This is a genomic window from Vibrio neptunius (assembly GCF_000967495.1).
In the GTDB taxonomy this organism is placed as follows: Bacteria; Pseudomonadota; Gammaproteobacteria; order Enterobacterales; family Vibrionaceae; genus Vibrio; species Vibrio neptunius.
Map to the genome: position 1 here is coordinate 1 of NZ_JXXU01000001.1, position 22,971 is coordinate 22,971.

Annotated in this window: 15 protein-coding genes; 5 read left to right on the forward strand and 10 right to left on the reverse strand. The window is 44.4% G+C overall.

Going from position 1 to position 22,971, the window contains the following annotated elements; all coding sequences use genetic code 11:
- Positions 1-108 precede the first annotated feature (108 nt).
- Positions 109-8,979: a Calx-beta domain-containing protein gene (locus tag TW84_RS00005; protein WP_205622450.1), complete on the forward strand. Its 8,871-nt coding sequence runs from the start codon at positions 109-111 to the stop codon at positions 8,977-8,979.
- A 42-nt stretch (positions 8,980-9,021) separates the two neighbouring features.
- Here the strand turns inward: TW84_RS00005 and TW84_RS00010 are convergent, their stop codons facing one another.
- The 7 genes from TW84_RS00010 to TW84_RS00040 form a co-directional block, all read right to left on the reverse strand.
- Positions 9,022-10,215, reverse strand: coding sequence for a class I SAM-dependent methyltransferase (locus tag TW84_RS00010; RefSeq protein WP_045973433.1), 1,194 nt, complete (start codon positions 10,213-10,215; stop codon positions 9,022-9,024).
- A gap of 217 nt (positions 10,216-10,432) precedes the next feature.
- A complete protein-coding gene (locus TW84_RS00015; protein ID WP_045973436.1) occupies positions 10,433-10,762 on the reverse strand; it encodes a TusE/DsrC/DsvC family sulfur relay protein in 330 nt (109 codons plus the stop codon).
- A gap of 131 nt (positions 10,763-10,893) precedes the next feature.
- Positions 10,894-11,562, reverse strand: a complete 669-nt coding sequence (locus TW84_RS00020) for a Bax inhibitor-1 family protein (RefSeq protein WP_045973438.1) — start codon at positions 11,560-11,562, stop codon at positions 10,894-10,896.
- Positions 11,563-11,758: 196 nt separating this feature from the next.
- Positions 11,759-12,508 (reverse strand): amino acid ABC transporter ATP-binding protein, encoded by a 750-nt coding sequence (locus TW84_RS00025; protein ID WP_006962120.1) that lies wholly within the window; start codon positions 12,506-12,508, stop codon positions 11,759-11,761.
- A 21-nt stretch (positions 12,509-12,529) separates the two neighbouring features.
- Positions 12,530-13,627, reverse strand: a complete 1,098-nt coding sequence (locus TW84_RS00030) for an amino acid ABC transporter permease (RefSeq protein WP_045973441.1) — start codon at positions 13,625-13,627, stop codon at positions 12,530-12,532.
- A 1-nt stretch (position 13,628) separates the two neighbouring features.
- Positions 13,629-14,834 carry an amino acid ABC transporter permease gene (locus TW84_RS00035; RefSeq protein WP_045973443.1) on the reverse strand — a complete coding sequence of 402 codons (1,206 nt, stop codon included), beginning with the start codon at positions 14,832-14,834 and terminating at the stop codon, positions 13,629-13,631.
- 71 nt (positions 14,835-14,905) lie between these two features.
- Complete coding sequence (locus TW84_RS00040) at positions 14,906-15,934, reverse strand: amino acid ABC transporter substrate-binding protein (protein WP_045973445.1); 1,029 nt, start codon at positions 15,932-15,934, stop codon at positions 14,906-14,908.
- 462 nt (positions 15,935-16,396) lie between these two features.
- On the opposite strand from TW84_RS00040, the gene TW84_RS00045 reads away from it, so the two are divergent.
- On the forward strand, positions 16,397-17,332 hold the full coding sequence (locus TW84_RS00045; protein ID WP_045973447.1) for a precorrin-2 dehydrogenase/sirohydrochlorin ferrochelatase family protein: 936 nt from the start codon (positions 16,397-16,399) through the stop codon (positions 17,330-17,332).
- A 74-nt stretch (positions 17,333-17,406) separates the two neighbouring features.
- On the opposite strand, the gene TW84_RS00050 is transcribed toward TW84_RS00045, so the two are convergent.
- Positions 17,407-17,892: a YajQ family cyclic di-GMP-binding protein gene (locus TW84_RS00050; RefSeq protein WP_045973449.1), complete on the reverse strand. Its 486-nt coding sequence runs from the start codon at positions 17,890-17,892 to the stop codon at positions 17,407-17,409.
- An 18-nt stretch (positions 17,893-17,910) separates the two neighbouring features.
- Positions 17,911-18,963: a 3-deoxy-7-phosphoheptulonate synthase gene (locus TW84_RS00055; RefSeq protein ID WP_045973451.1), complete on the reverse strand. Its 1,053-nt coding sequence runs from the start codon at positions 18,961-18,963 to the stop codon at positions 17,911-17,913.
- A gap of 209 nt (positions 18,964-19,172) precedes the next feature.
- Here TW84_RS00055 and TW84_RS00060 point away from each other — a divergent pair, with 209 nt between their 5' ends.
- A complete protein-coding gene (locus tag TW84_RS00060; protein ID WP_045973894.1) occupies positions 19,173-20,060 on the forward strand; it encodes a putative PEP-binding protein in 888 nt (295 codons plus the stop codon).
- Positions 20,061-20,176: 116 nt separating this feature from the next.
- Positions 20,177-20,656 (forward strand): DUF4442 domain-containing protein, encoded by a 480-nt coding sequence (locus TW84_RS00065; RefSeq protein WP_045973453.1) that lies wholly within the window; start codon positions 20,177-20,179, stop codon positions 20,654-20,656.
- Here the strand turns inward: TW84_RS00065 and TW84_RS00070 are convergent.
- Positions 20,625-22,010, reverse strand: coding sequence for a hypothetical protein (locus TW84_RS00070; RefSeq protein ID WP_045973455.1), 1,386 nt, complete (start codon positions 22,008-22,010; stop codon positions 20,625-20,627). The two genes, TW84_RS00065 and TW84_RS00070, sit on opposite strands and share 32 nt — an antisense overlap.
- An 89-nt stretch (positions 22,011-22,099) precedes the next feature.
- Between TW84_RS00070 and TW84_RS00075 the strand changes: the two genes are divergently transcribed.
- Complete coding sequence (locus TW84_RS00075; RefSeq protein ID WP_045973457.1) at positions 22,100-22,936, forward strand: CvfB family protein; 837 nt, start codon at positions 22,100-22,102, stop codon at positions 22,934-22,936.
- Positions 22,937-22,971 lie beyond the last annotated feature (35 nt).

Here is a 22,971-nt window from a genome sequence, read left to right on the forward strand (position 1 = left end):
GCGACCATTCAAGATGGTGGTGAAGGCGGTGACGATGACCGCCCTCATGTTTCCATCTCAGGAGGTGGGGACGTTAATGAAGGTAATGCCGCTAACTTCACGGTTCATTTGTCAAACAGTGCAACATCGACCGTTTCTTTCGTTCTCACTTTAAATGCGGGAGATACTTCAACAGAAGATTTGGCTTCGTACCAATATCAAACTGCGAATGGTACTTGGTTGGATGTGCCTGCGTCGGGAGAAATTTCTGTTCCTGCAGGTTCGAGCGCCGTAAACGTCAAAGTTGTCACTCAACAAGATGATACCTATGAAGGGGATGAGAGCTTTAGCCTGTCCGTCAGTGCGGGAAGCGGAACAGTTAGCGCGTCAATAGACACCACCGCAAGCGCTACGATTTTAGATTTCGAAGATAATCCACCCGAAGCAGAAAATTTTGATGCAACACTCGACGCAAATGGAAATGCAACCATCTTGTTTAATAGTGAGGATGCAGAACAAGATCATATTTCTGATAACGAAGATGACGCAACAAACACACCTGTTGGCGTTGTTATCACAGAGCTTCCTGAGTCGGGTCAACTGTATTACGGCGATCAGTTGATCGACGCTGATGATCTTACGAGCTTTAATTCAGAAGGCGAAGTGCTGCAGCAAGGAACAATATTCAGTGATCCAAACCTGATTCGTTATGAAAATGACGCTGAATCGACAGGCTTCGTTCTGGGAGTAAAAAAAGCTCCTGATGGTATGGATGGTGGTGCTAGCCAGTCTAATTTCTTAAATTGGGGTGAACCTGTTCAAGGCAATGCTGGTCAGAGGGTTCTGACTTTTGACAACGGCGATTCAATCACAATTATTTCCTCAGGTCAGGCATTAACACAATACTTTGGCCAGCCAAGTGCAGGGCATATTGGATATGGACTTGCAGTAGGAAATGATGGCGGTCTTCAGCAAGGTGAGACAATTACGATTGATTTTACCCATCGCCCGTCAACGTCTGTAGAAGTAGGGTTAGATGGACTCGGTGGCTGGTTTGAGGATGGCCACGAGTTTGAAACAACAGCGATAGTACAAGCGAAACTTGATGATGGCTCAATCATCGAAGTGCCAGTTTCAAAAGAGACCTCAGGCAATACAGATTTGTTCCATGTTGTGACTATTGATGCTCCAGAAGGTCGACAAATTGAAGAGCTGATAGTTACTACCGAAGGCCCGGGCAACTGGGAGCTGCGTTATCTAGAAACGTCATCAAATGACACCTTCGATTACCGAGCAGTAGATAGTGATGGAAATTACAGCGACGAGCACACGGTGACTCTAGCCGAAGGAAACCAAACGCCGATTGCCACAGATGACCCTGTTGCGTTTGAGGTCGCACTTGGTACCTTTAACTCTAATTCTTGGACACATGATGGCGTGAGTATTATCGGTAGCTATCAAGGTCAAGATCAGTCTATTACTCAAAGCGGTGTCAAACGTGGGGTTGCGGGTGACGAGAATGGAGGGCCGGGTGCTCAAATACAATACAACCGAGAAGATGGTGAATCTGAGCAGTTCAGAGTAGACCTAGATAAGCCTGCGACAGAGTTTAGCTTTGAAGTATCAAATCTATTCAAAAATGAAGGTGGAAGTGGCAACCATGAGCAAGGTAAATGGGTGGCCTATCTCGGTGATAACCCAGTTGCGAGTGGCACTTTCGTCGCCAATGATGGTAGCAACCACGGTTCTTATCATTTTGACGAGCAAGACCTCGGCGGCGTTGCATTTGATAGCGTTGTTTTTGAAGCGACAGACTTTAGCAACATTCCTGCACGTGGCAGTGACTCTTCAGACTATTTCCTAACAGGCTTTAAAGCGTCTGGTGACGGAGCATACGCAGCCAATCAAGGAGAAGTACTTGAAATTCCTTTGACTGAACTATTGGGTAACGATTTTGATCCGAATGGCGACAATATTCGAATCACCCATGTCTCTGAAGTCAATAACGCCAGCGCTAGGATTGAGAATGGCATAGCTTATATAGATCTAGATGATGCGTTCGTTGGTAATACTACGTTTGATTACGTTATTACCGATGATAAAGGGGGCTTTGCTGAGGCGACGGTTTCGATTGTAGTGAATCCATTGCCTCAAGAGGTCGCAGTAGAATCTATCTCAATGCTTGAGAATTCAGTAGATGAAGGAGACAACCTTGTCTACAAAGTGACACTGGAAGAAGGTGTACTGCAAGAAACACGATACAGTGTCACTTTTGGTAAGTCAGATAGTGATAGCGCAGACAATTCGGATGTGGACTTGTCTCAAGTGATATTTACCAATGGGGTGACTTATGACTCCACGGCACAACAAGTGGTTGTTCCTGTCGGTGTTAGCACTTTCACTATTCTTATCCCAACCCTGATAGACGGCGTTTATGAAAGCTCCGAAGACTACACACTGATTTTAGGTGGACAGCAAGCCTCGGGCACAATTGAGAATGTAGATATTCCATTGGTGTCTGTTTCTGAAAATGTGAATGTCAGTGAAGGCTCGGCTGCAGAGTTCACCGTTTCATTGAGCAAAAACACGGCTGAAGCGGTGACTATCAACTTGGCTTTGGCTCACTTAGAGACAGACGCGTCTGATGTTTCAAACATGGTAGTGGCGTATCACGATGGCAACAGCTGGCAAACGCTGGCGATTGCTCCAAATGGTGATGTCGTGTTACCAGCAGGGGTGACTCAGGCTCGTGTTACCGTTCAGACAATCGATGACGACTCTCAGCCTGTTTACGAGGGAGCTGAGCGCTTCGAGCTTGCCGTTAGCGGTGTTGTTGGTGCTCAGGGCTCTGACTCTAGCGTGGCGAACATTGTCGATGATGGAAGCGTTGACCCTGACGGCGAGGGCCCTGAAACTGCCGATGATGATCGTCCGGTTGTTACCTCAGTCAGCGACCAAAATATTGAAGAAGGCGGTGTTGTCAGTTTCGATGTCGCGTTGTCTGCAGAGAGCACTTCGGACACCCGAGTTGTTTTAGATCTCAATGAGATTAATGCCACTTCACCAGAAGACTTTAATGGTAGTGTTGTGACGGTGAAATATGGGGACCCTGAGCAATCAGAGCAAGTCTCTCTAAAAAATGGTGTGTTTGAGTTTGATTTACCAGCCGGTGAAAATGACTTTACTGTCTCTGTACAAACGATCGATGATCAGGTATCCGACAACAACGAGACGTTCACGTTAGCGGCTAAGACAGAGTATCAATCGAATCAGGTTAGCGGTACAGCTACGATTCAAGATAATGAAAAACCAACCATCGACTTAGATGGCAGCGAATATCAGATTGAATTTGTCAGTGAAAGTGCGGGTTATCACAATGTATTCGGCTACTACATTTATGATGCATCGTCAGAGACACAGCAGCTTCAAATCTTGATGTCGGATTCGTACGACTCCCGTCAAAATGGATTTGATCCTGTCCTTGCGAATCTAGATAGCATGGACAACGTCGAGTACTTCCTCATTCCAAATGGTGCCAATGCAATTGAAAATGCACCATCAGGCGCAACGTTTGAAGTGGATTCAAGTGGTAAGTTGCTTATTAACGGAGCTGAGCAATCCAATATTAATGTGTTCTTGAGTCATGACGAAAATTCTCATATGAGAGTATCCGAAAATGGCGATGGCGACACGGTTTTAAGCTTTGACGACCAGAAGAATCACGTCAATGATGACAATGACTACAATGACTTAGTCATCAAAATTTCGAAACAAGACACCAATGTTGATTTTGCTACTTCTTTCACTGAAGGTGATGATGCAATCTCGATTGCGGATGCAAGTGTCGACATTTTTGACGACAAAGACGCTATTCAGTCAATGCAAGTGACGTTGACGAACAAGTATGCAGGCGATCAACTTACTTGGCCTTCTACGCCCGGATTCACCGTCAGCCAGACTGTGACGCCTACCAGCGTTACCTCGTTGATTACTGCCGATACAGTTGGTGGCGTATCATCTTTAGAGTTTGAAGCTTTCCTCAAAGGGATTCGCTTCGAAAATACCAGTGAAAACCCTGATGAAACGGATCGTGAGATAGAGATCCATGTGACGGATGCTTCGGGTCAACAATCAGAAACGGCAACGACAAGGGTAAGCGTTGTTGAAGTGGCTGACCTGACCGTACAACAGGATGCTAGCGGTGATGAAGATAGCCAAATTGCGCTGTACATCTCTATACCTGCGAACAGCTCCGTGATTGAAGTTGTATTGACCGATCTACCAGACGGTTCGATTCTTAAATCTGGCGAAAATATCATTGCGATCAGCAATGGAGAAGCAACGCTGACTCCACAACAGCTAGCGCAGTTGACCATAACTCCGCCAAACAACAGTGACGAGAACTTTACGGTTAATGTTGAAGGTTATACTTCTTCGAACGAGCTTATAGAGCACCATAGTATCGATGTTCAGGTTGATGCTGTTACTGACGTGCCTTTGATTACTATTGCAGAGCCAGAAGTGATTTCGTTCCATGATTTCGATTCTATCGACATGGGTAATCATTCATGGCGAGGCAATGTAAGCGCGAGTGAGCTTACTCAATCGGATGGTGCAAAAGGTACCTGGGGAACAGAGAACTCGGGTGAATACAGCGAAGTGGGCAAAGAAACTGTCTATCGAGGTGGTGTTTCAGACAGTTCGAATCAAATCTTTGAGATCGAAGGTCGTCATGGCGATGACCACCTATTCACTCAGTTTACTGCGCAAGCAGACCAGTTCTACACCCTTTCATTTGATGTCGTCGCGCGCAGGCTAGATGATTCTCCATTGACGGTATTCCTTGAAGATGAAAATGGTGATCGTAAAGTGCTGTTTGAGTACACCGATCAGCAAAGCCTCAATTGGCAAACCGAAAGTATTAATTTCCAAGCACGATCGGATGGCGAGTACAAAGTTGTATTTGAATCAGAAACGTCATCAAACAGCTACGGTGCGCTGCTCGATGACATAACGTTAGAGAAAGCAGACAACATTGGTTACGAACACAGCTTCATCCCGCTTAGCGATATTGTTGTTGGCTTAAGTGATACTGATGGATCAGAAACCTTGTCTTTGATACTTAATGGATTACCAGAAGGGTCTGTTATTCGAGATGGCATTGGCCACTCGATCACTGTTTTAGCAACGCCAGATGGGAAGAATAGTGTAGATTTGTCTGCATGGAGCAATGACCTGACTGGACTTGAAGTGAATGTTCCTGAGGAGGGCAACTACCCGCTCGAATTTGTTGTAACCGCACAAGATAATGCACCTGCGACAGCTGAATCAGTCAGCAAGGTAATTAATCTAACGGTATTGTCAGTGCTTGATGCTGAAAGTAAGGAAGTGACATTTGATGAAGACGAAAACTACATCTTAGGTGTCACTGATTTCGGCATTACAGACTTAGATGCACAAATATCAATTTCTGAATTACCTAGTTCAGGTGTTTTAGAGGTGCAAACTTCGCCGGGAGTCTGGACACCAGTTTCAGAAGGTGACTTGATCTCCGTGAGTAATGTGTCTCAGGGCAATCTCCGATTTACTCCTGAAAATAATGAATCAGGATATAACCAGCATACTGGCACCGAAGAAGGTAACCTGAATCAGGATTATGCCCACGTTAACTTTGTGGTTGAAAAAGGTGATGCTAAGTCTGACGTAATGACACTCACTCTTGATGTTACGCCCGTGGCAGACACTCCAGTTCTTAACATCAACACTCCAGATACTGTGCTTTTAGAACAGCACTTTAATGTAAAGACATGGACGGGAGTGATTGTAGGAAACGACAATGGGCAGGGTGTGAATGGCAGCACATTGATTTCAGCTATTGATGCGCTCGACCCTCAACTTGCTTCTTCAGATACAGCCACTAATGCGCAAGATACTGGTCATTGGGCGACGGCAGCAGACAATGCCGTGCTCGTGACTGGTTTGGTGTACCTTGAGGCCGGAACGAGTTATGACTTTGTAGGGCGTGGTGATGACAGTTTAGCGATCACCATTGGTGGCGTTATGTCTGATCAAGCCTACTGGGGGAACTCAAGTGGGCAAATTCAGGGCAGTGCCTTTACGCCTCAGGTATCGGGTTATTACCCACTTGCGATTTATCACCATAATCAAAGCGGCCCAGGCAACTTTAATGTCGATGTTTCTATAAATGGCGCAGCAGCGGTTGATCTTACCAGCTCTGCGTTATCCGTAGTGACCGACGAAACACAGCTGGATCAATCTGATGTCAGGGCTTCAGAGCTCAAATCGATAAATGGTGTAGAAGTCTATCAAGTCTACGGTTACAACGAAGGGCTTCAAGATACTGAAATCCCACTTTCTCAGATTACGAGCGCTGTTACCGATAACGATGGCTCTGAAGCGCTGCAGGTCACATTGAGTGGTTTACCACAAGGTGCGACATTGAGTGATGGTGGGGCCCATAGTGTGGTTATAGATGCATCGGGTGAGGTGGTTGTAACGAATTGGAGCTTATCTTCATTATCCGTTTTACCACCAGCAGGCTCACACGACGATTTTACCATTACAGTTGTGGCCACAGCTTCAGAGATGAACTCAACTAGCGAAGCGGATTCTCAAGCAACAATAGATGTTTTCGTCCATGAAAACAAACCTACAGTGACGCAATCTGATGTTAATGTCGTTGATGAAGACCACAGTGCGATTGGTAATGTGCTGACGGATATAGACGGTAGAGACAGCGACGAAGACAACATCCTTTCTGTTGAACACTTCTCCATCAATAGCGTTTCATACGCTGCAGGCAGCAGCGTGACTTTATCGGAAGGCACGTTTGTCATGCATGCCGACGGGGCTTATGAATTTACGCCAAACGCTAATTGGTCTGGTCAGCTTCCGGTTATCACTTATACGACCAACACGAGGTCGTCAGATACGCTATCTATTCAAGTCGTGCCAGTAGCCGATGCACCTCAGGTCTCAATGACTATAGGTGAAATGGAAGTGGTGAATGTGGCGACAGAGCAAACCGATGACGGCCGCTATGAGACATCGCAAGATAAAACAATCCCAGTCAGTGTTTCTGTTGAACTCACTGATCTTGATAGTAGTGAGTCTTTAGGTCCGCAAATTGTGGTCACAGGCATTCCAGCAGGAGTCGAAGTGTATGTGAACGATAGCTTAATCGCCTCACAATCTAATCGCTCTTATCTAATCACACTAGATAGCAATGGTGACGCGTCCTTCGATATCAAAGTACCTCACGATTACAGTGGTAGCTTAGAGTTCCCGATTCAGGTTCAAGGGTCTTCCATCGAAACCGCCAACCAAGAGACAGCGCATAGTACATCGGAAGAGACACTTTCTTTCCGTAGCTATGTGCTTGAGTCAGGCTCACATAGTGATGACACTATCGTTGGCAAGGGGGATCATGAGCTCATTGTTGGTGATGTACAGGGTATCCAGATTGTTGCGGGTCAGGACTATAACATCGCATTTGTTCTAGATACTTCAGGTAGCATGGGTGGAAGAGTTGGTACGGCGAAAGCAGAGATTATCGAGGTTTTCGATCAGTTACTCAGCACTGCTAACTCAGGCGCTAATGCTGGGACAGTCAATATCCTTTTGACTGAGTTTGCTACTAATTCAGGTGTAACGATATCGGTGGACCTAAGCTCCCCAACTGCTCGTGCTGACTTTGTGTCCCAGATCAGTAATATCGAAAACAATGGTAGTGGTCTTACAAACTACGAAACCAGCTTCGACGCAGCGGTTGAATGGTTTGACGACAATACTAACGACCAAGCCGAAAATATTACTTACTTTATTACCGACGGTTATCCTAACACCAGCAATCACCTCAATGTGACTTCTGAGGATTTTGACCAGCTTGTGTTGGATTATGATGCATCTACCAGGGATGTTGTAACCTTAGAGAATATTCTGCCTGACAATTATTCTGTGGGAACTGCAGTCTCTTATAAAGGTGAAGAAATTGTCACCAGTTCAGGTACTGTTAAATCCCCGCTGACAGGCGCTACGCTTGGTAACTTAAGCTACTCAGGTGGATTGAGATACACCGATGGTAGTAATGCATCAGTGCAGGCTCGTCATATGTATCAGGTGTTGGCGTTAATCTCAGCTGTCGAAGCGGTGGGTATTGGCAGTGGAATTAATCAAGCCACATTATCGCAATATGATTCTGATGGTGTCGTTGTCCCTAACATCAACGTAGATAAGCTGGCTGAAACCATCCTTGGTCAGGAAGTGACCTTAGAACAGGGTGAAGACAACATCGAAGGTGGGCACGGCGACGATATTCTATTTGGCGACCTCATTGATTTCGATAACATTGATGGCCAAGGTATTGCCGCACTACAGAAATACGTCGCGTCAGAGACCAGCAGCCCATTAGCTGATGTGTCCGCAGAAGATGTTCACAGCTATGTTCGCCAGAATTACAGTGACTTTGATGTTTCCCGTGATGGTGATCAGGACGACACTCTTACTGGTGGAGCAGGAGATGACATCCTGTTCGGGCAAGGGGGCGATGATACTTTGGATGGCGGCGCAGGTAATGACATCCTGTTCGGTGGAGCGGGTGATGATACGCTCATCGGTGGCTTAGGTAGTGATATTCTATCTGGCGGCGATGGCGAAGATGAATTTGTTTGGCATGATGGCGAGCTAGATGGTGGTACCGACGTAATTACGGACTTCCATGTGTCAGAAGATAAGATCGATATTTCTGACCTGTTAGGACAAGATGAAACCATGGAAGAGTTACTATCTGATGTCTCTGCCAATGTTGTCGATAGTAATGGCATTGAACTCAGCATTCAGAGGGATAACGGACAAACCACTCAGTCGATTAAGCTGGATAACGTCGTCGACCAACTCAATGGTATTGATACTAGCCATGGCAGTATCACGGGCAACGATTTGACCAGCTTACTGAATGAAATCATCAAATCGCATGATTGAAAAAGGGCCGTAAGGCCCTTTTCTATAAATGAATTTGTCTGCTTAGATAACTTTACAAGCAAACCCTTTAAGGTAAAAACCTTCCGGGTAAGCGGTATCAGTAGGGTGATCTGCAGCTTGTTCAAAGCGCTCGACAAACTTGACTTGTCTGCCTGCATCGACTGCAGCATCGGCGATGATTTTTTGGAAAAGGACCTGGTCCATAAGACCTGAACATGAATATGTTAACAACGTTCCTCCAGGTTTTAGAATCTGCATTGCCAGCATGTTGATGTCTTTGTAGCCGCGACATGCGCCATTGATCTGAGCTTTGCTCTCTGCAAACTTTGGTGGGTCCATGATGACAACATCGAACTTGGTACCCTGATCGCGATATTCACGTAGTAACTTAAACACGTCAGCATTGAGGAACACCGCGCGCTTTTTAGATATATCGAATTCATTAATCTCGGCATTGAATTTCGCTGTGTCCAGTGCTGGCTGAGATACATCTGCGTTAATCACACGCTTCGCATCACCTTTAAGCGCGTACAAACCGAACCCGCCAGTATAGGAGAAGCAGTTAAGCACTTCTTTGCCTTTGACGTACTTCATCGCTTGTTGGCGGCTGTCGCGTTGATCTAAGTAGAAACCTGTTTTATGTCCGCCAACGATGTCAACGCTGATTTTGACTCCATTCTCTTCAATAACAACAGACTTTGGTGGCTCATCACCGTGTAAAACACCTGTGCGTTCTTCTAAGCCTTCCTTCTTGCGAACCGCTACATCCGAACGTTCATAAATATTACATTGCGGGAATACTTTTAGGAGAGCGTTTATCAGCGATTGCTTCTGGAATTCTGCGCCTGCACTTAGGAGCTGACAAACTAGATAGCCTTGATATTTATCGATGGTAATACCGGGCAGACCGTCTGACTCAGCTGCAATCAATCGATAGCCAGTGAGGCCATCACGCTCGATCACATCTTGACGGAGCAATAGTGCGTCTTGGATACGCTTAACAAAGAAGTCTTCGTTTATCTCGGTTTTGTCAAAGCTCCAAACGCGGGCACGAATTTGAGAGTGAGGAGAGTAAGCGCCTTTCGCCAGCCATTTACCGTCATGAGTAAAAATGTCTACTGTTTCACCTAATGAAGGTTCCCCCTCAATTTTGCGAATACCGCGAGAGAAAATCCAAGGATGTCGACGTCTTAAGGATTTATCACGGCCTTTTTCAAGATAAATAGCTGGAGTCATATGTTTAGCCAATTGATTGGTTTTGAAAGGTTGAGTATTCTCAGGTAAGTAGGAATGAAAAGCAAATAAAAGAGCCGCCGATTGGCAGCTCAGTACTTTATGCTATAGGGCTTATGGGTCCCCGTTGCCGAGTCATTGGCTGATGGATATTACGCATAGATTCCTCATCCTCACTGACTATGGCTTGACCTATAAACCCTCAAATAGCTCTATGGGGTTATAAACACTTAGCGGGTTTGGGTAACCCAGCAAGTTTAGTTGCTTGCTTTGCGGGCCCTTGTTTAAATAGCTTAAACAGGTATTTACTGTTGCCTTTTTCTGGACCGTGTGCTTTTTCCATGGCTTTGACCAACATTCTTACCGCCGGAGATGTATTAAATTCTTCGTAGAAATTACGAACAAAATGAACAACTTCCAAATGCGCGTCAGTCAGTTCGATACCTTCTTGCACAGCAAGTATTGGAATCATACCTTCTTCCCACTGAGTATGATCGAGTAGGTAGCCCTGTGCATCAGTCTCGATTGATTTGCCGTTGTATTCAAACATTGTTTTAGGTCTCAAAAACTCAGATAGGGAATAGGGTAGCGCAGCTTAGGTTAGAACAACAATATGTAGGAAAAGAAAAAGCCCGGAAGTTTCACATTCCGGGCTCTATTTAACCAACTTGAGTCTACGAATTAATCGTCATTCATGATGCCTAGAATGCTAAGTAGGCTAGTAAACAGATTCAGAATATTTAGATACATTGAGATGGTCGCACTGACGTAGTTAGTTTCTTCGCCACGTACGATACGGCTTGTATCATATAAAATAAAACCTGAGAAAACCAAAGCTGACATGCTGCTGATCGCTAATTGCCCGATTGTTGAGCCGACAAAGATGTTGATTATTGCCGCCACGATAACAATGATAAGTCCCGCAATCAGGAAGTTGCGCATGAAAGAGAAGTCTTTCTTACTGCTGATTGTGTATGCCGATAGGCCAAGGAATACCATACCAGTTAGGCCGAGTGCTTGTGCAATGATCGAAGGGCCATTAGCAATAGAGGCGTAATAGGTTAGCATTGGACCCAGTGCGCCACCCATCAATGTTGTAAAGACAAACGTCCATACAATACCCATTGAAGAATTAATGCTTCTTGGGATTGCAAAGAAAAGAATACCAATGGCTGCGATTTGCATAACAAGCGCCATCATTGGTGAAATACCAATAGCCATTGTTGCCATAGCAGCGATGGCACTGGTCACTAGTGTCATCGATAGCAAAAAATACGTATTTTTAAGGGTCTTGTTGATTTCAAGTGTACTAGTGCCACTTGAAGAGTGCGTAAACATAGGGCTTTTCATAATCTTCCTCGTGAGGTTTTATGTTTATAACTACATTTATGAGGGTGAACCGTAAAAAAATCAAGCCCTATCAATGTATGCAGTTGGATAAATGATAATAGAAATACAAAGTTGTGTATTATGAAATATGTAACACAATATAACAAATAAAAAGAGGCGAACTGAATCGCCTCGTGGATTATTAACTCATTATTTGTTAATGACTTAAGATTTGTGCCAGGAAGTTTTGTGTTCTATCCGACTGAGGGTTTTCGAAGAAATCGACAGGGTTGTTTTCTTCGATGATTTCACCGGCATCCATAAAAATCACACGGTCTGCGACTTCTTTCGCGAAGCCCATTTCGTGAGTCACGCAGAGCATAGTCATGCCTTCTTCGGCTAACTCAACCATAACATCGAGCACTTCGCGTACCATTTCTGGGTCAAGTGCTGATGTTGGCTCGTCAAACAGCATCACTTGAGGGCTCATGCATAACGAGCGAGCGATAGCCACACGCTGTTGTTGACCACCAGAAAGCTGGCCCGGGTATTTTTCTGCTTGATCAGGGATCTTAACCCGCTCTAAATACTTCATCGCAATGGCTTTGGCTTCTTCTTTGGGCATTTTCTTCACCCAAATCAGTGCCAGTGTGCAGTTTTCCAATACGGTCAGGTGGGGAAATAGGTTGAAGTGTTGGAAACACATACCGACTTCACGACGAACCGCCTCGATATTTTTTAAGTCTTCGGTCAACTCATTACCAGAGACGATAATCTGCCCTTTTTGGTGCTCCTCAAGGCGGTTGATACAGCGAATCATGGTCGATTTTCCTGAGCCTGAAGGACCACAGATAACGATCTTTTCGCCTTTTTTGACATCAAGGTTGATGTTTTTCAGTACGTGAAACTCTCCGTACCACTTGTTCATATCCTTAATTTGGATCATGTAATCTTGTTGTTGCGTCATAATACGTCCTTGAGCTTCCTGTTATCGTTTGTGACCGGTATGAAGTTTGTTCTCTAGCCAAATCGAATATCTCGACATGCCGAAACAAAATACCCAGAACACTAACGCGACAAATACATAACTTTCAGTGGCAAACCCTAACCATTCAGGGTCAGTGTTAGCCGCTTGGCCAATGCCCAGTACATCAAACATACCGATGATAAGTACTAGACTGGTGTCTTTAAACAGGCCAATGAAGGTGTTCACAATAGATGGAATAGTGATCTTTAACGCCTGAGGAAGAACAATTAAGCCCATCTTTTTCCAATAGCTTAACCCTAATGCATCCGCCGCTTCATACTGACCTTTCGGTATCGCCTGAAGACCACCACGGACCACTTCTGCCATGTAAGCTGCACTAAACATAACTACACCGATTAGAGCACGGATAAGTTTATCGGTTTCAGAGCCTTCTGCAAGGAACAATGGCAGCATCACTGATGCCATAAACAAAACCGTGATAAGCGGTACGCCACGCCAAATCTCAATGTATACGGTACAAATACTTCGAATTATTGGCATTTCAGAACGTCTACCCAGAGCCAGTGCGACACCAATAGGCAGCGACACCACGATACCGACCAACGCAATGATTAAAGTAACCAGCAATCCGCCCCACTTGTGTGTTTCTACAACTTCTAGTCCAAACACACCACCGTAAAGTAATGCCGCAATGATGAATGGGTAGATGTTGACGAAAAACAGCCAGATCCAAAGACGTTTTGGTGTCTTCTCATACCCAAGCAATATGGTAAAAATGGCAAGCGTAAAGTAAAACAGTCGAGGGCGCCACAGTTCTTCTTGGGGATAAAAACCATACATAAACTGTTCCCATCGTACGCTGATAAATACCCAGCAAGCGCCCTCACGAGAACATGCGTCACGAGTGGTGCCCACCCAATCGGCTTTGAGTATTGACCAATCAAAAACTGTCCACAGAAGCGATATCGCTAAATAAGCCAAGACAATTGTCAGGATGGAGTTTACCGGGCCATTGAATAGGTTCTTGCGTAGCCATCCGACCATACCGACTGTGTTCGCTGGTGGTGGCAGGTCCGGCTGAAATTGATGTACTTTCATGCTATCTCTCCACCAAAGCAACTTTACGATTATAGATATTCATCAGAGCTGATGTAATCAAACTCAATGATAGATAAACGGCCATTGTCATCGCAATGATTTCAATTGCCTGACCTGTTTGGTTGAGCGTTGTACCAGCAAATACAGAGACCAAATCCGGGTATCCAATTGCCATCGCAAGCGATGAGTTCTTGGTCAGGTTTAAATATTGACTTGTCAGAGGTGGAATGATGATTCGCAGTGCTTGCGGAACAATAACGAGTTTCAATGTTCTAGATCGGGGTAAGCCAAGTGACATTGCTGCTTCTGTTTGCCCATGGCTAACGGCATTGATACCTGAACGTACAATTTCAGCGATGAACGATGCGGTATAGATACTCAAAGCCAGTAGCAGTGCTGCCAACTCTGGGATGATGCTAACTCCACCTTGAAAGTTGAAACCTTTGAGCTCAGGGTATTCTGCTGAAATAGGTGACCCCATAAGGAAGTAGACCACTGTTGGGAAAACAACAATCAACCCCAACGCAATTCGACCCATTGGCGTTTGTTGGCCTGTCAGACGTTGTTTGTTACGTGCCCAAATACTGATAAAGACAGTGGCAACGATCCCTATCAATAACGAAGCAACAACAATTGCTGAACCAGCTTCAAAAATCGGTGATGGGAAATACAACCCACGCACATTTAAGAAAATGGCCTCGCCAAGGCTGAGACTTTGCCTTGCTGAAGGTAGCGCTTGTAAGACGGCGAAATACCAAAAGAATATCTGTAGAAGAAGAGGGATATTGCGGAATGTCTCAATGTAAACAGCGGCCAGCCGGCTGACTAACCAGTTTGATGACAGGCGAGCAATACCCATAATAAAGCCAATCACTGTAGCAAGGATAATACCGAGAACAGAAACTAAGGCAGTGTTGAGGAGGCCGATAATAAATGTGTGGCCATAAGAATAAGTTTCATCGTATTCAATCAGCGTTAGGCCAATCCCAAAGCCCGCTTCTTGCGTCAGAAAGCCAAAACCCGTGGCGATACCACGTGCTTCCAAGTTAGTCAGTGCATTATTGACTATTGTGTAGAAGAAAAAGACCAGAGCTAGTATCGCAATGATTTGAAATACGACTGATCGAAAGGTGGGATTGTATAAAAGGCTCGCGTTAGAAGTCGTTCCGCTATCCGTCTTCGACGCAACAGTATTAGTCGGTTTCATACAGCTATAACCTCAAATCCATTTTGTAAAAAGGGCGGCTTACTACCGCCCATTTTGTTGTTATGTTTTGTTTAACGGATTGGTGGAGCGTACATAAAGCCACCCGCATTCCAAAGTGCATTTACACCACGTGAGATTTGTAGTGGAGAACCTTTACCTACAGTGCGCTCGAAACTTTCGCCGTAGTTACCCACTTGTTTAACAACTTGGTAGCCCCAATCGTCGCGGATGCCAAGGCCTTTGCCTTTAGGTCCTTCGACACCCAAAATACGTTTAACGTTTGGATCTTTAGATTTGAGCATCTCATCCGCATTTTTGGAAGAAATACCGTACTCTTCTGCGTTCACCATCGCTGACAGCGTCCATTTAGCGATGTTGAACCATTGATCGTCACCTTGACGTACTACAGGGCCAAGAGGCTCTTTAGAAATGATTTCGGGTAGTACCTCAGCTGAACTTGGATCCTGAAGGTTTAAGCGAAGTGCATACAGACCTGACTGGTCAGTAGTTAGCACGTCACAACGACCCGCATCGAAACCTTTTGAAGTTTGAGCTGCTGTATCGAATACTACAGGCTTGTATGACATGCCATTGTTGCGGAAGTAATCAGCTAGGTTTAGTTCTGTTGTGGTACCAGACTGAACACAAACCGATGCACCATTGAGTTCCTTTGCACTCTTCAGGCCAAGATCCTTCTTAACCATAAAGCCTTGACCATCGTAGTAATTGACGCCTACGAAGTTCAGACCCAGAGCGGTATCACGGTGTAAAGTCCATGTTGTGTTACGAGATAAAACGTCGATTTCACCAGATTGCAGTGCGGTGAAGCGTTCTTTAGCGGTCAGCGGGACATATTTAACTTTTGATTTATCACCAAGCACGGCCGCAGCAAGTGCTTGACAGTACTCTACGTCAATACCTTCCCATTCGCCTTTTGAGTTGGGGTTAGAGAATCCTGGTAGACCTGTACTTACACCACAAGTTAGGAAACCCTGCTTAGTCACTTTATCCAGAGTGCTATCTGCTGCAAAAGCACTTGTAGACATCAGCGCAGTTGAAGCAGCTACTACTGAAGCAAGAAGTGTTAGTTTGTTCGCCATTTGTATCCTTCCTGTATGATCCATGTTAAACCAGGTAACACCTGATACAACGAATGAAAAAATTGTTGTGTTTCAATAGTTATTGGTTGATTACTCAGATTTGAGTTGTATATAAATCAACCGTTTATAAGCGTAGGAAAAGATCGGTAAATTCTCAAATATATAATTTAAAAAGATTTATTAATTGAATTTACAAACCTGACCTGTTGGTAGGATGACCAAATGTTAAACGAATGTAAATAGTGCAAGGCATCACACTAATGGTGCAAACGTAGAGACTCACCATAATTTACTGTTTACATAATATTTACATTTCGTTGATTTGAACAGATTTAAAAGATAATTCTATAAATAATATTAAATTTGGTGATAAATCATACGATGTTTATTGTTGGGTTTATCTATGTGCCCCATTTTTGGTAGTATATTCTGAATAGGTCTTATCATTGCCCAAGGATAGAAATGCAGTATTTTCCTCTGTTTATGAACCTTACCGACAAACCCGTTCTGGTTGTTGGAGGAGGAGAAGTCGCTTGTCGAAAAGTAGACAGCCTGATTCGTTCAGGCGCAAACGTAACCATAGTGTCACCCCAAATAGAACCTTATTTGCAGAAACTGGTGGTGAATAACGAGTGTGTGTGGATACAAAATTTTTATTCGCAAGACGTATTGGAGCGCAAATACATTCAAGTGTGGGCCACAACGGACAATCCAGATCTTAATCATCGCGTTTATCATGATGCCAAAGCGTTAGGTTTACTTGTCAACGTGGTGGATGATCAGCCCTATTGTGATTTTATAACCCCATCAATTATAAATCGGGGGAGAATTCAAATCGCAATTTCGAGTGGTGGTGCGTCGCCCGTGCTGGTACGTAACATTAGAGAACAGTTTGAGGCCACTTTGCCACAAAACCTGTCACTACTTGCGGATTTCGGGGCGTCAAAGCGAAGCGATATCAAGCTTCGTTTACCTTCTGTTGACCTCAGGCGTAAGTTTTGGGAGTCATTCTTCGATCATCCAGACACTGAACTGGCGACTCAACGTTCACAGCTAGAAGATATTTACTTGAGCATGTTTGGAAATCAGATTGACGATAAAGGCATGGTGACGTGGATAGATTATGGAAATGATGTCGAGCTTCTTCCTCTCAAAGCGTTGCGGATGATGCAGCAAGCAGAGCTCGTGTTGTTTGACAAAGGTTGCCCGTTTGAATTTGTGGATCTCATTAGAAGAGATGCTGAAAGGGAAGAATATCACAGTGACGTGGATTTGTCTGAGAGACTGGGTAACGCAAGAAGTGAAAAGTTACGAGTGGTCATATTGGTCGAACCGGATTCATCTCAATATAATCTGCTCAAGAACAATGATACACATATTAGGTTAGGTTCTGTTTAGTTATCTTGTTTATATTAAAACAAGCCCGCACTTTGCGGGCTTGTTGCTAGATAAATCCCAATGGAACGCATTAGTTAGTCACGGAAGTTATCATACTGGAATGGTTGGCCTAGGTCAGCTTCGCGAATCATAGCAATAGTTGCTTGTAGATCATCACGTTTTTTACCTGTGACTCTTACCTTTTCACCTTGAATGGACGCTTGCACTTTTAGCTTCGCATCTTTAATTGCCTTCACGACTTTCTTGGCTGTTGGTGTATCAATACCTTGCTTGAAAACTACGATTTGATGCCAGTTCTTACCGGAAGCCTCTTCAGCTTTTGCTTCCATTGCATTGGCGTCGACTCCTCGCTTTGTCAGGTGTGAGCGAAGAATATCGCGCATTTGTTTTAGCTGGAAATCACCTTCAGCATTTAGGCGCACAGATTCATCTTTTTGCATTTCAAATGATGCATCAACGCCGCGGAAGTCGAAGCGAGTAGACAATTCTCGTGACGCATTATCTACGGCATTACGTAGTTCAACCGTATCAATTTCAGATATAATATCAAAAGATGGCATTATTCTTATTCCTCTCGTTTAACCGCGTGATTTAACGGCGGTTGCCAGCATGTCTAGCATGGTTGATGTATCTTCCCAGCTCAAACATGGGTCGGTGATTGACTGACCGTATGTAAGATTGCTTATGTCTTTCATTGGCTGATTGCCTTCGATAATGAAGCTTTCTGCCATGATACCCGCAATCTGATTTTTGCCAGATTTGATCTGCTCGCAAATGTCTTTCGCAACATCAAGTTGTTTGCGATGTTGTTTTTGGCAGTTGGCATGGCTGAAATCGACGACTAGTCGCTGAGGCAAACCAAACTCTTCAAGTTGTTGACAGGCCTCTTCTACAGATCCTGCATCAAAATTGGGACCTTTTTCGCCTCCCCGAAGAATCACGTGCCCGAACGGGTTACCGCTGGTGCGATAAACAGTCATACGACCGTTTTTATCTGGTGAGTAGAAGTAATGTGAGGCGTGAGATGCGCGAATTGCATCGATCGCTATCTTAATGTTGCCGTTCGTACCGTTCTTAAACCCGACAGGGCATGATAACGCTGAAGCCATTTCACGGTGAATTTGTGACTCAGTTGTACGTGCCCCAATTGCGCCCCAAGTGATTAAGTCAGCGATATACTGGCCAGTGATCATATCTAGGAACTCGGTCGCCGTAGCTAATCCGAGTTTGTTGATATCTAGAAGAAGCTTGCGAGCTTTGTTTAGGCCCGTTTCTAATGCATAAGAACCATCTAGGTTAGGGTCAGTGATCAAGCCTTTCCAACCAACAACAGTGCGCGGCTTCTCAAAATAGGTTCTCATGACGACAAACAATTCGTCTTTGTAGTGCTCCTGAACCTCCGCTAGGCGTTTAGCGTAATCAAGTGCGGCTTCAGTGTCATGAACTGAGCAAGGCCCAACAATGACTAACAGGCGATTATCTTGATCTACAAGAATTTTTTCAATTTGGCGGCGAGATTCAGCGATGCGTTTTGCTACGTCTTCCGTAATTGGATGGGCGTTTCCAAGTTCTGCCGGAGTTGGCATTGGACCCAATGGTTGGGTTCTTAATTCATCGGTTTTGAGTGGCATACGAAAGCCTGTTGTTTTTATTGCGAAGCGGTAAAGATAACGGAAACATCATTAGGAATAAACCTCTTATCTTCATTCTTGGCGTGCCCATCTTTGGTGGGTGAGATATTATGCATTCAAAATTTATAAAAATGCATTTTAACTTGTTTTACTTTGGTTCTGTCGGTATGTTCAGGAAAGAATCGAACAATAAAATGCACGGAGCAGTAATGAGCATTAATACTTCAGATGAATGGCAATCACGACTCAATTTAGGTGATGCAATACCGGGTGAAGAACCGTCTTCAGAAAGCACACACCTCTTTGTTTCTCTCTCCGATTTAGTCTCAGAAAATATTTTCTACCACCCATGCTTTAAAAATGTTGGGTCCATTCTGAGTGACGTTGAACTCAGCTCTATTGACGCGATACTTGGCGAAGTTTCGATGGAAGACCATTTTGTCGCCACGTTAACTGAACGAATTATGCAGTCGGTGAAGCCCAACCATCAATCTGTGCGTGTCGCGTTAAGTGATGCGGATAGTTACGAATTGAGCTCACTTCTCGGTGGGAAAGCTGAAGCACAAGAAGTCAACCCAGCATTAGGCTTGCGCGGTGTATCTCGTTACGCTCAAACTAAGTTTAGTCATGCATTTGCTCTGGAGTGTCAAGTTCTCAAGGCGTTGCGGCAGCAAGGCGTACAAGTTGAGATTGTGGTCCCATTTGTCAGAGCATTGTCTGATGCAGCCAAGATTATTGATTTACTGGCAGAGCAGGGGCTGCCAAGAGGTTTAAACGGGTTGAAGGTTTTGTATACTGTTGATGTTCCGTCTGCTGCGCTGCTCTCAGAGCGATTGCTGCATTACTTCGATGGCTTAGTCATTAACCTAGAGAACCTCTCTCAGTATACGCTTGGTGTTGACAGGCTCAGTGAAGATTTGCAACACCTGTTCGACCCTCAGAGCGAAGCCGTGATCGCTCTAGTGGATATGGCAGTCAAAGCGGCAAATCACAATTCTAAGCCTGTATTGGTCGTAACTAGTGGACTTGCTCGCTACAGTAAAATACGGGAATACATTCTTGAGCATGCTTACATCCAAGTTGTTGTGACGTCGTAACCTGAAAATAGGTGACTTCGATATAACTTCAAAAGGTTGATGTTAACAAAATGTTGACATCAACCTTTGTTCGTTATGAACTAGGGATACACAGAGTGACATGTCGGACCAGTTAAATGCTTTCTCCACTTACTAAAGCCAATTTGTACCTTAAACTTTTCGGATTCTTTAAAGTCCCCTTGATTTGGTTGTGTCGGCCAAAAATACTCAAACTCGATTCTGACTCAGTTGAAGTAAAAATACCCCTCAAAAGAAAAACTAAGAACCATCTTAATAGTATGTATTTCGGTGTGCTGGCGGTCGGAGCAGATGTAGCTGGTGGGTTTATGGCGATGAGCAAAGCTCAAGACAGAGGCCATAAAGTATCTCTGGCCTTTAAAGCTGTTGACGGGCAATTCCTCAAACGGCCAGAGGGTGACGTTCACTTTGTTTGCAACGATGGGGCAGTCATTGACAAAATGTTGGATCAAACAATGGAGACCGGAGAGAGAATTAACCAGCCAGTGAGGATTATCGCAGTTTGTCCAAGCCTACATGGTGACGAGCCGATGGCAGAGTTTCAACTTACTCTGTCATTGAAGAAAATGGGTGACTAACGTCATCTATCTCAATTTGCTCAATGGCAACAATTTTGTTTCGATTGAGAACAATTTTCCAACGATAATAATGAGGTGTTCCATCATGGCTATCTTCTTTGGCGATGAGGTTAATCAGATGCCGCTTTTCAACGGATTCTTTGCTGACCTGACCGTTGTTTAGTGTGTAAACTTTATTCGAACCCTTATCCATCAAACGCATAAATGGTCTCATACTGAGCATCATCGACTCTCGAGTTTCTTCGTAACCGCTCATAAATTTGGACGTTGACATCTCGGTTTCAGAACGGTAGTGGAGAATTTGCTCTTCACGTTGCACAACACGTTTCTTACGGATGTTCTGGATGCGGTCAGGCAGCTTAAGGATGTTTTTATAGTCTAACCACTCTAACTTTTGGCCCACGGCTTTGTTCGTCGTTGGGTCCAAATAGTATTGGCGCCATTTTGGTCGACCTTTGCGAATCCATCGCCACATGACATCGCGAAGATCATCTTTGAATATTTCGCGCAGCGCATACACAAATGACATCAAAATGATGAAAGAGACGGTGATTTCTCCCCAATAGTCCCGTGCGAGAATCGCTGTAATGGTGACAAAAACCATGACAAAGCCGGTTGCTGAGCCTTTGACCACTCGCTTCATGTTTTTTCCAAGTGATTGAGTTTTAGCTTTTAACACAACGGGGTGCTCAATCAAGCGGCGCAGCAAGCGCATTTTATTACTGAGACGGGTTACGTCGTCACGAACGCTTTTCGAGTTGTAATTGTTAAGCTTACGGTGTGCAGCTTCTTTCTCAACAATAGCCAAGAGTCGATCTTTGATAGTTTTGTAGTCATTGTCTCGTGGCATGTGAGCGATCAGGGACAGAAAACGCTGGCCTGTATACCAAGAAAGATAGTTGTCTATGTTAGCGTAGTAGCGCTTGATGCTTTCCTCGTAAGGAATGCTTCGTCTTAACTTTTTCAAGATATCTAATGCCAACTCTATAACTTCATCTACTTCATCGGTGGTTACAACGTCTGAATTATGTTTATTGAGTTCATTGACGGCTTTATCCAATGCAATCACATACTGATAGGCAAACAAGCTCAAACTAACGCGGTATTGAGTCGAAGACAGGCGCCCGCGCTTTGCCAAACGGCTGTGTACGAGTGGCAATAGTGTTTTGTCACTAAAGTAGGCACGTTTCTGTACGATGGACTCGTAATAAATCTCGTTCTCTTTGAGTACATCTGGTGTTAGGCCGAGCTCGCCAGGAATGAAAAAGTAGAGGTCAAGATCTGACTTCTTGGATGAAGCCATAGCGTGGGAAATCTTAAGAGTGATGCCGTCCTGCTTATCAACGGTGAGCAAAGAATACTCCTGAAAAAAATATAATTATCTGGCGAAAGCATAACAGAGTTTCGGTATAATCACCGCAAATTTAGCAAGAGACAGTTGAAATGATTAAAGTTGGTCAAATAAACCACTTAGAAGTAGTAAAAAAAGCAGATTTTGGCGTATTTCTCGATGCAGGCGATTACGGCACTAGCCTACTACCCAATAGGTTTGTTCCAGAAGGCACCGAAGTAGGTCAATTTATTGATGCTTTCTTATATTTCGACTCTGATAATCAGCTGGTTGCGACAACTGAAACCCCAATTGCTCAAGTGGGCGAGTGGGGGTTGATGAAGATTCAAGGAATCAACAGTACTGGTGCCTTCGCTGATTGGGGAATAAAAGGCAAAGATCTGTTAATCCCATTTAGTGAGCAGCGTTCGCGCTACTCGGAAGGCCAAACCATTCTAGTGTACGTATACACAGATAAAGCCTCTGGTCGAATTGTTGGTACGACTAAATTTAACAAACTGCTAGACAAGACACCTGCGAATTACCAGCGTAATCAGCAAGTAGACTTAATTATTGCTGAGCGCAGTGACTTAGGCTTTAAGGCGATCGTGGAAGGCCAACACTGGGGTATGATCTTCAAATCCGATGTTTTTGGTAAATTGTTTGTAGGTAAACGACTCAAAGGGTATATCAAGGGTATTCGCGAAGATGGCAAAGTGGACCTTTCTTTGCAGAAAATCGGTGTTGCTAAGATGGATGACTTGAGCCAAAAAGTATTGGATCTTCTTGAAAAGAAGGGAGGCTTTCTACCTTTGAATGACAAATCATCACCGGAAAGTATTTTTGCCGCGTTTCGTACCAGCAAAGGGACATTCAAGAAAACAATCGGTGGCTTATATAAGCAAGGAAAAATTACGATAGAGGAAGATGGTATTCGCATCGTTTCGTAATTGAGGCCAAAAAAAGGCCCGAAGCGGATATTGCT

Excerpts from the sequence above, each read along its gene's own strand:
- TW84_RS00035 (WP_045973443.1), bottom strand. The coding sequence starts at position 14,834 with ATGAAACCGACTAATACTGTTGCGTCGAAGACGGATAGCGGAACGACT.
- TW84_RS00030 (WP_045973441.1), bottom strand. The coding sequence starts at position 13,627 with ATGAAAGTACATCAATTTCAGCCGGACCTGCCACCACCAGCGAACACA.
- TW84_RS00025 (WP_006962120.1), bottom strand. The coding sequence starts at position 12,508 with ATGACGCAACAACAAGATTACATGATCCAAATTAAGGATATGAACAAG.
- TW84_RS00020 (WP_045973438.1), bottom strand. The coding sequence starts at position 11,562 with ATGAAAAGCCCTATGTTTACGCACTCTTCAAGTGGCACTAGTACACTT.
- TW84_RS00045 (WP_045973447.1), top strand. The coding sequence starts at position 16,397 with ATGCAGTATTTTCCTCTGTTTATGAACCTTACCGACAAACCCGTTCTG.
- TW84_RS00040 (WP_045973445.1), bottom strand. The coding sequence starts at position 15,934 with ATGGCGAACAAACTAACACTTCTTGCTTCAGTAGTAGCTGCTTCAACT.
- TW84_RS00060 (WP_045973894.1), top strand. The coding sequence starts at position 19,173 with ATGAGCATTAATACTTCAGATGAATGGCAATCACGACTCAATTTAGGT.
- TW84_RS00055 (WP_045973451.1), bottom strand. The coding sequence starts at position 18,963 with ATGCCACTCAAAACCGATGAATTAAGAACCCAACCATTGGGTCCAATG.
- TW84_RS00015 (WP_045973436.1), bottom strand. The coding sequence starts at position 10,762 with ATGTTTGAATACAACGGCAAATCAATCGAGACTGATGCACAGGGCTAC.
- TW84_RS00075 (WP_045973457.1), top strand. The coding sequence starts at position 22,100 with ATGATTAAAGTTGGTCAAATAAACCACTTAGAAGTAGTAAAAAAAGCA.
- TW84_RS00065 (WP_045973453.1), top strand. The coding sequence starts at position 20,177 with ATGCTTTCTCCACTTACTAAAGCCAATTTGTACCTTAAACTTTTCGGA.
- TW84_RS00010 (WP_045973433.1), bottom strand. The coding sequence starts at position 10,215 with ATGACTCCAGCTATTTATCTTGAAAAAGGCCGTGATAAATCCTTAAGA.
- TW84_RS00050 (WP_045973449.1), bottom strand. The coding sequence starts at position 17,892 with ATGCCATCTTTTGATATTATATCTGAAATTGATACGGTTGAACTACGT.